Origin of the sequence: Pseudomonas sp. Marseille-Q0931 (assembly GCF_940789645.1) — a bacterium.
GTDB lineage: Bacteria > Pseudomonadota > Gammaproteobacteria > Pseudomonadales > Pseudomonadaceae > Aquipseudomonas.
The window spans coordinates 1-12437 of sequence record NZ_CALNWT010000024.1 but is presented as its reverse complement, the minus strand read 5'-3'; the positions used below and the strand labels follow the sequence as shown (position 1 = coordinate 12437).

At 59.1% G+C, this 12437-nt stretch carries 10 protein-coding genes; 2 read left to right on the top strand and 8 right to left on the bottom strand.

All coding sequences use genetic code 11. The features are described from left to right. From P3C50_RS24045 to P3C50_RS24015, 7 genes are all read right to left on the bottom strand, one after another. The coding region (locus P3C50_RS24045; RefSeq protein ID WP_275547752.1) for an amidohydrolase at positions 1-685 on the bottom strand (685 nt) is incomplete at its 3' end. A 137-nt stretch (positions 686-822) separates the two neighbouring features. Further along, complete coding sequence (locus tag P3C50_RS24040) at positions 823-1401, bottom strand: antibiotic biosynthesis monooxygenase (RefSeq protein ID WP_275547885.1); 579 nt, start codon at positions 1399-1401, stop codon at positions 823-825. Between the two features lie 96 nt (positions 1402-1497). Continuing rightward, positions 1498-2184 carry a hydrolase gene (locus tag P3C50_RS24035; RefSeq protein ID WP_275547884.1) on the bottom strand — a complete coding sequence of 229 codons (687 nt, stop codon included), beginning with the start codon at positions 2182-2184 and terminating at the stop codon, positions 1498-1500. A 560-nt stretch (positions 2185-2744) separates the two neighbouring features. Beyond that, a complete protein-coding gene (locus P3C50_RS24030) occupies positions 2745-4367 on the bottom strand; it encodes an acyl-CoA synthetase (RefSeq protein ID WP_275547883.1) in 1623 nt (540 codons plus the stop codon). Between the two features lie 103 nt (positions 4368-4470). After that, the gene (gene eat / locus P3C50_RS24025) at positions 4471-5919 is read right to left on the bottom strand and encodes an ethanolamine permease (RefSeq protein ID WP_275547882.1); all 1449 of its coding nucleotides are present in this window, start codon (positions 5917-5919) and stop codon (positions 4471-4473) included. Positions 5920-5997: 78 nt separating this feature from the next. After that, positions 5998-7518, bottom strand: coding sequence for an aldehyde dehydrogenase family protein (locus P3C50_RS24020; protein ID WP_275547881.1), 1521 nt, complete (start codon positions 7516-7518; stop codon positions 5998-6000). 55 nt (positions 7519-7573) lie between these two features. Next, entirely contained in the window at positions 7574-8884 is a 1311-nt protein-coding gene (locus P3C50_RS24015; protein WP_275547880.1) for an aspartate aminotransferase family protein, read from the bottom strand. A 255-nt stretch (positions 8885-9139) separates the two neighbouring features. Between P3C50_RS24015 and P3C50_RS24010 the strand changes: the two genes are divergently transcribed. Beyond that, entirely contained in the window at positions 9140-10153 is a 1014-nt protein-coding gene (locus P3C50_RS24010) for a phosphotransferase enzyme family protein (RefSeq protein WP_275547879.1), read from the top strand. A gap of 76 nt (positions 10154-10229) precedes the next feature. Here the strand turns inward: P3C50_RS24010 and P3C50_RS24005 are convergent, their stop codons facing one another. Continuing rightward, positions 10230-11282, bottom strand: coding sequence for an AraC family transcriptional regulator (locus tag P3C50_RS24005; RefSeq protein WP_275547878.1), 1053 nt, complete (start codon positions 11280-11282; stop codon positions 10230-10232). Positions 11283-11660: 378 nt separating this feature from the next. Here P3C50_RS24005 and P3C50_RS24000 point away from each other — a divergent pair, with 378 nt between their 5' ends. Beyond that, positions 11661-12329, top strand: a complete 669-nt coding sequence (locus tag P3C50_RS24000; RefSeq protein ID WP_275547877.1) for an SDR family oxidoreductase — start codon at positions 11661-11663, stop codon at positions 12327-12329. Positions 12330-12437: the final 108 nt, after the last annotated feature.

Below are 12437 nucleotides of genomic sequence, written 5' to 3'. Positions count from 1 at the left end.
TGGCGCTGGTCACGCCCAGGCGATTGAGTTCGCGCATGAACTGGCGGGTCGAGTTGACCTGGTATTCCAGCGGCAGCTTCGGCCCCTTGGCCAGGGTGGCGTAGAGGATCATCGCGTTGGGGCGGGCAATCAGCATGCCGGTGGGGTTGCCGTTGGCGTCGCGCTGAATCTCCCCGCCCGGCGGGTTGGGGGTGTTCTTGTCGTAGCCCACAGCGCGCAGTGCGGCGCGGTTGAGCAGCGCACGGTCGTACAAGTGGAGGATGAATACCGGCGTATCCGGCGCCGCGCGGTTGATCTCTTCCAGGGTCGGCATGCGCTTCTCGGCGAACTGGAACTCGGTCCAGCCACCGACCACACGCACCCACTGCGGCGTCGGCGTACGGTCGGCCTGGGCCTTGAGCATGCGCAGCGCTTCGGCAACGGACGGCACGCCTTCCCAGCGCAGCTCCAGGTTGTAGTTCAGCCCGCCGCGGATCAGGTGCAGGTGCGAGTCGTTCAGGCCCGGAATCACCGTGCGCTTTTGCAGATCGACGATCTTGGTCGCGTCACCGCGCATGGCCATGGCCTCGGCGTCACTGCCAACCGCGACGAAGCGGCCGTCCTTGATGGCAACGGCGCTGGCATGTGGCTTTTCGGGATCGACCGTGTGCAGACGGCCGTTGAACAGGATCAGATCAGCGCTCATGGAGCCTCCTTGGGAGCGGATGGAAGAGGTACTGGCGAAGGTTGCGAAAGGCAGGGCGGACCAGATGGCTCCAGCGGCGCCGAGAACGCTGCTGGTGGCGAGGAAATGGCGGCGCTTCGGGTCGGAGGGATCCTGACTCATGATCGATCCTCATCTACGGTTGGGCTCAGCCAGGCGGCGAACAGCCTCGTGGCCATGGGCATGAACAGGTACACCACAAGCAGGACGATGCTCAGGGTGATGACAATGTTGCTCGGCACGTAACCGCCGAGCCAGGGGATACGGTGGAACAACGGTTGCCAAAGCAGCGGCACCAGCACACTCAGCGGCAGGATCACTAGGAAGGTGACGCAGGCTTGTTTCCACCTTGGCGGCGGCATCTGCGTGGCTTCTGGTATGAACCAGAACTCCTTGCCTTGGGCGATCTCCAACTGGTCGCCGGTGCGCAACAACGGCTCAACCTCAGAGATCAACTGATGCCTTTGTTCAGAATCGATCCAACTCTGCAGCTGCTGCAGGCTGGAGAAGCGCAGCACACAGGTGAACTGCGCCACGCAGGGCTGACGGCTGCGTACCACGTCGACACCGAGATGGCCGGGGCACTGGCTGGCAGCAGCGATGACGCGACGCAACCAAGCTTCGTAATGTGGCACGTGGTTGGGACGAACCTGATGGCGCACCACCAGGGTGACGGTGTCCGCTTGCATCTCTCTCATGCTGGCAACTCTGATCGAGGCCTTGGTTTTGCCGATCCAGCGACGCGCACCAATGCGCGCCACTGGTCGAGTCGGAGGCGTTTCCGCCGTCTTGGCTCAGATGGGCGCCGCCACCGGCGCCAGAACCGGGCCGTGCTGCACGCGCTCGGGCGCCTTGTGGACCATGGTGTAGGCGTAGTCGACGCCCATGCCGTAGGCACCGGAGTGCTCCTTGACCAAGGCCATGACGGCGTCATAGGTATCGCGGTTCTTCCAGTCACGCTGCCATTCCAGCAACACTTGCTGCCAGGTCACCGGCACCACGCCGGCCTGGATCATGCGCTGCATGGAATAATCGTGGGCCGCCTGAGAGGTGCCGCCGGAGGCGTCGGCGACCATGTAGATCTCGTAACCGGCATCGTGCATGGCAGAGAGCGCGAAGGTGGTGTTGCACACCTCGGTCCACAGGCCGGAGACGATGATCTTGTTGCGGCCGTTCTTTTTCAGCGCGTCACGCACTTTCTGGTCGTCCCAGGAGTTCATCGAAGTGCGCTCCAGCAACGGCGCATCGGGGAACACCGCGAGCAGCTCGGGGTAGGTGTGGCCGGAGAAGCTTTCGGTCTCGACCGTGGTGATGATGGTCGGCACGTTGAAAATCTTCGCCGCCTTGGCCAGGCCAACGGTGTTGTTCTTCAGGGTCTGGCGGTCGATGCTCTGCACACCGAAGGCCATCTGCGGCTGCTGGTCGATGAAGATCAGCTGGCTGTTGAGGGGGGTGAGGACTTCGGTTTTTGGATTGCTCATAGCGGTTACCTGTCGATCTGTCGATGGTCATTAACGCATCCAGCAGGCCACTGCCGCCGGGTGGTCAAATAACTCTTGCAGAGGAGATTCCCCCTTGGCTTGGATGATTCTGCGGCGCTTGTATCAGGTTGCGGCGATCACTTCAGAAGGTGTGAAGTGCGGAGCAGGCCTGTTGAGGCATAGCGCTTCGCGCTGGAACCGCTGCAATGAGGCTGTAGGCTTGCTGCCCCCTCGAAGGAGCATGAACAACCAGTGCTAATCAAAAAATCACACTGAAGCGGTCAGACAAGGATCGAGCGCGACAGCCCAAGAAAGACTGTCGCGAACATTGCCGAAGAGTCGTTTGAGGTTCGCCTGTTGCCGCCACCTCTAAACAAGCTATTCGACCCAATGTCTATGCCAGGCTCTGCATCCCAACTACTACTACCTGATTGAACGAAGGTCTTGCTCAGATGTGTCGCAACAGCTTCGGACATCACTTCCCTCAAGGCAGAACGCCTCTAGAGAACAGCCTTATTTACCCGTTGTGTCGTTGACGCATCCGCAGCGGTGCTGCTTCATCAGAGCGCCCTGACCCAGTCTCGCAGTAAGTATTTCTGGATTTTACCCGTTGAGGTTTTCGGCAGATCGCGAAACACCACGGTTTTAGGCAACTTGTAACTGGCCAAGTGCTGGCGGCAAAACTCAATGATGTCCTCCTCCCGAGCGTCCGCACTCCCGTCCTTAAGGGCGATGAACGCGCAGGGTACTTCTCCCCACTTCTCGTCCGGCCGGGCTACTACTGCAGCCTCCAGCACCGCAGGATGGCGATAGAGAACACCCTCGATCTCGATGGTGGAAATATTTTCACCGCCGGAGATGATGATGTCCTTCAGCCGATCCCGGATTTCGATATAGCCGTCCGGGTGCCGCACCGCTAGATCGCCGGTGTGGAACCAACCTCCAGTAAAAGCCTCGCGGGTCGCATCAGGGTTTTTCAAATAACCCTTCATCACCGTATTGCCACGCATGAAGACCTCGCCCATGGTGATCCCGTCGCTCGGTACGGGCTGCAAGGTTTGCGAATCGGCCACCATCAAACCTTCGAGCGTCGGATAACGCACACCCTGGCGCGCTTTGATCCTGGCGCGCTCGTCGAGCGTTTTTTCATCCCACTGGTCATGCCACGCGCACACCGTCACCGGCCCGTAGACTTCTGTGAGCCCGTAAACATGAGTGACCTTGATTCCCATCTCCTCAACCGCGCCAATGACCTTCGCCGGCGGCGCAGCACCAGCCACCATGGCATCGACGGGATGTCCGATGAGCGCCCTGTCTGCATCCGGCAAATTGACCAATGCATTGAGCACGATTGGCGCCCCGCAGAGGTGACTGACGCGATGCTCGCGAATCAAACTCAGCACCTTCTGCGGCTCGACCCGACGCAGGAAAATGTGGGTACCAGCTAGCGCGGTAACCGTCCAGGGATAACACCAGCCATTACAGTGGAACATCGGCAGGGTCCACAGGTACACCGGGTGGTGCCCCATAGCCCAGGTCATCTGATTGCCCAGCGCGTTGAGATAGGCGCCGCGGTGGTGGTAGACCACACCTTTGGGGTTGCCGGTGGTGCCGGACGTGTAGTTGAGCGAGATGGCCTGCCATTCGTCGTCCGGCCACTGCCAGGCGAACTGTGGATCACCTTCGGCCAGCAACGCTTCGTAATCCAGCTCACTGACAGCCTCACCCGCGGCGTACTCCGGGTCATCGACATCAATCACCAGTGGCGGAGTGGCCAGCAAACTCAAGGCCTGACGGATCACGGTGTGGAACTCGCGATCAGTGATCAATACCTTCGCCTCGCCGTGTTCGAGCATGAAGGCAATCGCCGGCGCATCGAGGCGTACATTCAGCGTGTTAAGCACCGCACCGATCATAGGCACGCCAAAGTGCACTTCGAGCATCGCCGGGATGTTGGGCAGCATAACCGCCACCGTATCGCCCTTGCCGATGCCCCTGCGGCTGAGCGCACTGGCAAGACGCTGGCAACGCTCGTAGGTGTCTTGCCAGTTGCGTCGGATAACGCCGTGGATGACCGCGGGGTATTGTCCGTAGACAGCAGCGGTGCGCTCGATGAAGCTCAGCGGCGACAGTGCTTTGTGATTAACCGCCAAGGGCGCCAGGCCCGTTTCGAAAATCGACATAAGATTCTCCTGTAGGAAGGGCAGCCATCAAGCGCTTGCGCGGCCAGCCTTCGGTGGCTGATTGTTAGCTCTGAGTCAGGTTCTGTTAGGCCTCGCCTGGCGGCTAATGCGGCGTTTCTTCGGTTTTCTGAATAGCCGCGAACTCTTCCTCTGGTGTGCCGGACACCAGATGGTGACGGCTGTATAGCGCGAAGTAGGCAATGAACAAAGCGTAGACAGCCGCCGTGCCCAACATCACTTTCGGATCAACCAGGAAGCCGGCGACCAGGGCGACTGCTGCCAGCACCAGAGCGAATGAGGACGAGACGATGCCGCCAGGCGTGCGATAAGGGCGCTGCATGTCTGGCCGCCGGATGCGCAGAGAGATATGCGCCGCCATCATCAATACGTAGGACAGCGTCGCGCCAAACACCACGACCAGAATCAGCAGGTCGCCCTGCCCCGTCAGCGACAGACCGAAGCCGATGAACCCCGGTATTACCAATGCGTATACCGGCGCTTTGTTGCGATTGGTGAGCGACAGCTTGCGTGGCAGGTAGCCCGCTCGCGACAGGGCAAAGATCTGCCGCGAATAGGCATAGATCACCGAGAAGAAACTGGCGATCAGCCCCGCCAATCCAACCAAGTTGATGAACTGACTCATCCAGGTCGAACCCCCATACACCGCCTCCAGGGCCGCCACCAGCGGGTTGCCAGAATCCATCAGCGCCTTGGCACCCGCTGCCCCCGGACCTACCAGGAGGATCAGCGCGGCGAATATCAGCAACACCAGCATCGAGCCGATCAAGCCGCGTGGCAGGTCGCGTGTGGGGTTCTTTGTTTCCTCTGCGGCTAAAGCGACACCTTCCACGGCGAGAAAAAGCCACATCGCGTAGGGAATTGCAGCCCAGATTCCGACATAGCCAAATGGCAGAAAGCTGCTGGCGCCCTTGACTTCGGTTAGCGGGATATCGAACAGGTTGGCGATATCGACGTGCGGGATCAACACCACGATGAACAGGCCAAGCGCGATGGCTGCCACTGCAGTAATGACGAACATCACCTTCAGGGCCTCTCCCGCACCGAGCACGTGGATACCGATGAACACTGTGTAGAACGCCAGATAGATCGGCCAGCCACCGACGCCGAACAATGATTCACAGTAGGCACCGATGAACACCGCGATAGCTGCCGGCGCGATGGCGTACTCCATGAGGATCGCCGTGCCCGCGAAGAACCCGCCCCAGTGCCCGAAAGCCGTGCGCACGAAGCCGTAACCGCCACCTGCGGTAGGAATCATCGAAGACAACTCGGCCATGGAGAAGCACATACACAAGTACATGGCTGCCATTAGCAAGGTGGCGAGGAACATGCCGCCCCACCCGCCTTGAGCCAGACCGAAATTCCAGCCGGCAAAGTCACCCGATATGACATAGGCAACCCCCAGGCCGATTAGCAGCATCCATCCCGCTGCACCTTGCTTCAACTGCCGGCTCTGGAAATATTGCGCATCGACACGTTCAGTTCCGACACCGCGCACGTGGCTGACGGTTTGTTCTTGTTGAATGGACATGATCAGGGTCCTCTTCATGACGGCCCCCGCGCACCTGCACGGCGGCGTAAGGCGTTCAGGGAGTGGCTATGCCAGTCTTCAGAAGAAGCCCAGCGGATTGATGTCGTAGCTCACCAGCAGGTTCTTGGTCTGCTGATAGTGGTCGAGCATCATCTTGTGGGTTTCGCGGCCTACACCGGACTTCTTGTAACCGCCGAAGGCCGCGTGCGCCGGGTACAGGTGGTAGCAGTTGGTCCATACACGGCCGGCCTTGATCGCACGGCCCATGCGGTAGGCGACATTGATGTCGCGGCTCCACACGCCGGCACCGAGGCCGAACTCGGTGTCGTTGGCAATGGCCAGGGCTTCGGCTTCGTCCTTGAAGGTGGTCACACCGATCACCGGGCCGAAGATCTCTTCCTGGAACACGCGCATCTGGTTGCTGCCCTTGAGCAGGGTCGGCTGGATGTAGTAACCGCTGGCCAGGTCGCCTTCGAGCTTCTCTACGCCACCGCCGGTGAGCACCTGGGCACCCTCCTGCTGAGCGATTTCCAGGTAGCTGAGGATCTTGTCGAACTGCTGCTGCGAGGCCTGGGCGCCGACCATGGTGTCGGTGTCCAGCGGGTTGCCGCGCTTGATCTGCTTGATCTTCTTCATCACCTCGGCCATGAAGGCGTCGTAGATCGACTCCTGCACCAGCGCCCGCGACGGGCAGGTGCACACTTCGCCCTGATTGAAGAAGCCCAGCACCAGGCCTTCGGCAGCCTTCTCGATGAACGCCGGCTCGGCACTCATGATGTCGGCGAAGAAGATGTTCGGCGATTTGCCGCCCAGTTCGACGGTAGACGGAATAATGTTCTCGGCCGCGCATTTCATGATGTGCGAACCGACCGGGGTGGAGCCGGTGAAGGCGATCTTGGCGATGCGCTTGCTGGTGGCCAGCGCTTCACCGGCCTCGCGGCCGAAGCCCTGGACGATGTTGAGCACGCCAGGCGGCAGCAGGTCGCCGATGATTTCCGCCAGCAGGGTGATCGACAGCGGGGTCTGCTCGGCCGGCTTGAGCACGATGGCGTTGCCGGCGGCCAGCGCCGGGGCAAGTTTCCAGGCGGCCATCAGCAGCGGGAAGTTCCACGGGATGATCTGCCCGACCACGCCCAGCGGCTCGTGGAAGTGGTAGGCCACGGTGCCGTCGTTGATCTCGGCAGTGCTGCCTTCCTGTGCGCGGATACAGCCGGCGAAGTAGCGGAAATGGTCGGCGGCCAGGGGCACGTCAGCATTGAGGGTTTCGCGCACGGCCTTGCCGTTGTCCCAGGTTTCGGCCACGGCCAGCTGCTCGAGGTTGGCTTCGATGCGGTCGGCGATCTTCAGCAGGATGTGCGAACGCTCCTGCACGCTGGTGCGGCCCCAGGCATCGGCGGCGGCATGTGCGGCGTCCAGCGACTTGTCGACATCGGCGGCATTGGAGCGCGGAAATTCGCCGATTACCGAGCCATCGACCGGGCTGGTATTGCTGAAGTACTGGCCCTTGACCGGAGGCACGAACGCGCCTCCGATATAGTTACCGTATTGCGACTTGAGTTTGAAGAGAGCATCGGGGGTTCCGGGTTTCGCATAGATCATGGTGTTCTCCATGACGTTGTTGTTGTGATTGTCGGGCGCAGTAGCGCTGCGCCGGTCAGAGTTGCTCGAGTACGCCCTCCAAGGTGTTCAGAAAGATTTCTGTATGCTCGCGCTGGAATACCAGTGGTGGGCGAATCTTGAGAGTATTGACGTGCGGGCCGGCAGCGCCGATCAACACGTGCTCCTCTCTTAATCCGTTGACCACTTTTGCAGCGGTCGCGGCATCAGGCGCGCCATCTGGAGCAGTGAAGTCGACGCCCAGATACAGCCCCATGCCGCGCACATCACCAATCACCGGGTGGCGTATAGCCAAACGTTTGAGGCCGTCGAGCATGAACTTGCCGGACTCGTGGGCATTGGCAATGAGACTCTCTCGCTCGATCACTTCCAGTACCGCCAAGCCGACAGCGGACGAGACCGGGTTACCAGCAAAGGTATTGAAATAGCCGGACTCGTTGGCGAAACGCTCCAGGATCTGCGGCTTGACTGTGATACCAGCGACGGGGTGGCCATTCCCCATCGGCTTACCCAGGGTGACGATGTCCGGAACCAGGCCATGGCACTGAAAGCCCCACATATGACGCCCCGAGCGCCCATAGCCGGGCTGGACTTCATCGGCGATATACAGGCCGCCGGCCTCTCGCACGGCCTCGACGGCTTCGCACAAAAAACCGGACGGTTCGAAAAAACCGCCATCGCTGGTGAAGAATGAATCCAGCAGCAGTGCCGCAGGCCTTATACCGTGGCTGCGCATATCGGCCAGCGCCGCACGCACATCGGCAGCGAAACGTCTGCCGACTTCCTCGGGGTTTTCAGGGTTATGTATCGGTGCCTCAACCGTACGCACATCAGGGCTCGCCGCGATCTGCGAAAACTGCGAAGAGGAGAGTTCGGCAATACTGGCGGTAAGCCCGTGATAGGCGTAACGGGTCACGATCACACCCGTGCCGCCGGTGTATTCACGGGCGATACGCACTGCCAAGTCGTTGGCCTCGCTGCCGGTGCAGGTGAACGTCGCCTGGCTCAATTCGGTGGGCATGGTGCCCAGCAGTTTCTCTGCGAAGTCGAGGATATTGTCGTCCAGGTAACGAGTGTGCGTATTGAGCAGGCGCGCCTGGCGACATAAGGCCTCGACAACGTGCGGATGGCAATGCCCAACCGACGGTACGTTGTTATAGACGTCCAGGTAGCGTTGCCCATCGACATCGTAGACCCAGACACCTTCACCGCGCACCAGGTGTAGGGGGTTCTGATAGAACAGTTGATAGCCTGGGCCGAGCAAACGGTGCCGACGCTCGATCATCTCGCGGGTGCGCGGCGAGACTGCGCTATTGCTTTCCGGCGAAAAAGCATTGGTTTTCAACATGCTGAACGACCTCGCTAGGCGTGCAAGAAGTACCGAAAGCGACATCCGGATCGCAGATGCGTGTTGGCAATAGTGCCGCTGGTTTGTTTGCGCGACTTGACCTTTGCAGATTCGTTAACTGCGCTGCGGTCAACTTCTCACCTTGGATCTCGTAATTGTCCTCTGCAGTCAGATTCGCCCCTCCAAAGGTCAAGCACACCCGGGACAGTCTCTCCATTCTGATGCTGACTTCCTCAGCACGCTGGAGCTGAAAATATGAGAACCGAACAACAAGAAAAAATCGGCCTTCAGACCCTGCACGATGTGGCGACTCGCACACTCGCCCTCTGCTACCCGCCTCATGTGCAAGGGCAAGTAACACTGCTGTGTCACTCTGAGAACGCTACGTTTCGTATCGATACACCGAGCGGGCATCGTTATGCCTTGCGCGTGCACAAGCTGGGGTATCACCACAAGGACGATATCGAGAGCGAACTGGACTGGCTGAGCGCCCTGCAAGCTTCAGGCATTCGAGTACCGCGCCCTATCATTGGTCTGGATGGGCGCTATGTGCAGAGTGCTGAGGTGGATGCTGGCAAGAAACTTAATCTAGTACTGTTCAACTGGGTCACCGGGACCGAGCCCACGGCAGATATCGATCTCAGTGCCTTCATGCGGCTGGGCGCCATAACCGCAAAGCTGCATCAGCACAGCCAGCAATGGCAGCGTCCTGCCGACTTTCGCCGAATTGTCTGGAACCACCAAAGCATGGTCGGCCCCGAGGGACACTGGGGCAACTGGAGAGATGCGGTTAATCTGGACAGCAGCGCACATGGTTTGATCGAGGAGGTGTTGTTACGCGTGGAGAGCGAGCTGGCGAGCTATGGTCAGGACGCCAGGCGTTACGGTTTGATTCATGCCGATTTGCGTTTGGCCAATTTATTGGTCGATCACGATCACACGCACGTTATCGATTTCGATGACTGCGGCTTTGGCTGGTACATGCATGACCTAGCCTCAGCCCTGAGCTTCTACGAGCACCATGATCGACTGAATAGCTGGATCGAACATTGGCTGGCCGGTTACGCAGCGGTTAGTCGCTTGGGAGCATATGACATTGCCATGATTCCGACCTTCATCATTCAGCGGCGCATCCAGCTTCTGGCGTGGACCGGGACCCATGCTGATACCCAGCAAGTCCGCAACCTTGGGCCGAACTGGGCAAAGCAGAGCGTTGATCTATGCCGGCGATATTTGAACGACGGACTCGCCCAGGTCGCGCTTCGCTGATAGCCATGAACGAAAGCCGGACATTTTCAAAAATTAGCGCTTTGGCGGCGGCATCGCGTCCTGAGATGCCGATCGATCACGCATCAGACTTGCGCCACTGTTTCGGGCTTGCCCCATGCCAACGCCGGAAAGCGCGCGAGAAGGCACTGGTTTCTGAATAGCCAAGCAGAAGGGCGAGTTCAGAGATGGGTAAGCTGGTCCGAGTCAGGTAATACTGGGCCAGTTCCTGGCGCACCTTTTCGACCAGAGCAGAAAAGGTCAGTCCCTTTTCGCCTAGCCGTCGCTGCAAACTCCAACTTGTAATATTCAGCAGGTCCGCCACTTGTTCGAGGTTGGGCTCACCCTCAGCCAACTGAATTCGGATCTGCGCCTGAACATCGTTGATGATGCCGTGCCCCCCCTGCTGATCGCCCCATTGGCGCGCCAACAGGTCCATGCTTTCCATGATGATGGCCAGCAGGCGACTATCACGATCAGGCATGGACTTCTCCAGCGCACTCTTTCTGAACACCAGCGAATTACAGGGCTGACCAAAGAAAACCGGCGCATCGAAAGCTTTACAGTGCTCGTGCCAGGCCTCCGGCTGAGGGTGCTCGAAATGAACCCGCTCAGGGGCCCACTTTTGCCCGAGTGCGTGACGCATCAAGTTGGTGAACATGCCCATAGACAATTCAGCGTCCTGACGTTTGCGAAAGATCGCACCGTACTGGACCTGGTAATCGAGCCGGCACCATTCATTATCCACTTCGAGCCGCAGCAGGCTGCCTTGCTGATGGATAGGAAACACCTTGATCATGTTACGCAGTGCGTCACCCAAGGTTTCCGAACAGATGCCGACATAGCCAAGCATGCCCAAGCTATCGGGTTTGAACTGATTGCCATAGCGTAAACCGAAATTGTCATCCTGGGTCTGGCGAGCGGCCTCTTCGAAAACGGCGCAATACTGCTTGAGATCCAGGCTCAATGTTGGATGCTGCAAATGCTCCGGGTCAAAACCCGCATGACCGAAAATTCGGTCCGCATCTCCACCTTTCTGCTGGATGAATTCAGCCAATCCCGTTGCAGCCGAGCTAAGGACTCCAATGGATTGAAGCTGATCGGCTAGTCGCCGCGTAGTAACAAGTGGCATGGCAACCTCGCAGTCGTGCTAATGGGACCGTTTAGTCGGTTTTAAAAGCCCGATATCCAAGCAAGCTCCATGCCGTCTTTTGACATACATCCTGATGTGGATATGTATGAGCTTATCAATGTTTAGATACCACTTGGCCCATAGGCGACCACTGGGCCTATCTCTATCGGCTCCCCTGGAACGAGCGGCAAGCTCAAAAAGGTCAAGTGGCGCGGCCAATTTTTCCATGCCCAAAGATAAATCATTGGCTGCAAATAGAATCTTAATCTTTTCGCTAGGAGTTGACCTCTGAGTACAAAAATGTGCCGGGCAGTCAAGCAGACCGCCATGATTTGACTGACCATGCCAATCAATTTAATTGGCATAGGAGCTGCGCAGATGTTCTCGTCATTACGTGACAAGAGTGTCCTCGTCACCGGTTCCAGCAGTGGCATAGGACTTGGAATTGCCAGGCAGTTCGCTATTCAAGGCGCGCGCGTAGTAATCACCGCCCGCAATGCTGACAAGATCGAAACCGTCGCTGCTGACATGCGCGCCGATGGGTTGCAAGTACAGGGGCTGGCCACCGATGTGGCTGAATCCACTTGCGTGTCCTCACTGATGCGCACCTTGGAGAAGTTGCATGGCGGTCTCGACGTGCTCTGCTGTAACGCTGGCATTTTTCCCAGTTCGGCCTTGGAAAGCCTGACCGAGGCCGATTGGGATCGGGTGTTGGCAACCAATGCCAAAGGTACCTTCCTGTGCGTACAAGCCGCCCTGCCCCTCCTGCGACGAGCCGAATACGGTCGAGTGATCCTCACCTCATCGATTACGGGCCCCGTCACCGGCTCGCCCGGCTGGGTGCACTACGGGGCCAGCAAGGCAGCGCAGCTGGGTTTCATGCGTACAGCGGCCATCGAATTGGCCAAGGACGGCATTACCGTCAATGCGGTTCTGCCCGGCAACATCATCACTGAAGGCTTTCTGGATATGGATGCCGAGTATCAAGCAGGCGTGGCCGCCTCGATTCCGGCCAAGCGACTCGGCACTCGGCGATTTTCAAGGTAGTTGTCGCGTGAGCGTGTCACGCTGCCTTTGATGTTTGCTGCAGTACCGCTTCCCGCTCCGGGTTCAGGCACACGATTGGTGCCAGCACCCAGTTCCTGATGTTGCCGC

Excerpts from the sequence above, each read along its gene's own strand:
- P3C50_RS24010 (WP_275547879.1), top strand. The coding sequence starts at position 9,140 with ATGAGAACCGAACAACAAGAAAAAATCGGCCTTCAGACCCTGCACGAT.
- P3C50_RS24035 (WP_275547884.1), bottom strand. The coding sequence starts at position 2,184 with ATGAGCAATCCAAAAACCGAAGTCCTCACCCCCCTCAACAGCCAGCTG.
- P3C50_RS24020 (WP_275547881.1), bottom strand. The coding sequence starts at position 7,518 with ATGATCTATGCGAAACCCGGAACCCCCGATGCTCTCTTCAAACTCAAG.
- P3C50_RS24040 (WP_275547885.1), bottom strand. The coding sequence starts at position 1,401 with ATGAGAGAGATGCAAGCGGACACCGTCACCCTGGTGGTGCGCCATCAG.
- P3C50_RS24005 (WP_275547878.1), bottom strand. The coding sequence starts at position 11,282 with ATGCCACTTGTTACTACGCGGCGACTAGCCGATCAGCTTCAATCCATT.
- P3C50_RS24000 (WP_275547877.1), top strand. The coding sequence starts at position 11,661 with ATGTTCTCGTCATTACGTGACAAGAGTGTCCTCGTCACCGGTTCCAGC.
- P3C50_RS24030 (WP_275547883.1), bottom strand. The coding sequence starts at position 4,367 with ATGTCGATTTTCGAAACGGGCCTGGCGCCCTTGGCGGTTAATCACAAA.
- eat (WP_275547882.1), bottom strand. The coding sequence starts at position 5,919 with ATGTCCATTCAACAAGAACAAACCGTCAGCCACGTGCGCGGTGTCGGA.
- P3C50_RS24015 (WP_275547880.1), bottom strand. The coding sequence starts at position 8,884 with ATGTTGAAAACCAATGCTTTTTCGCCGGAAAGCAATAGCGCAGTCTCG.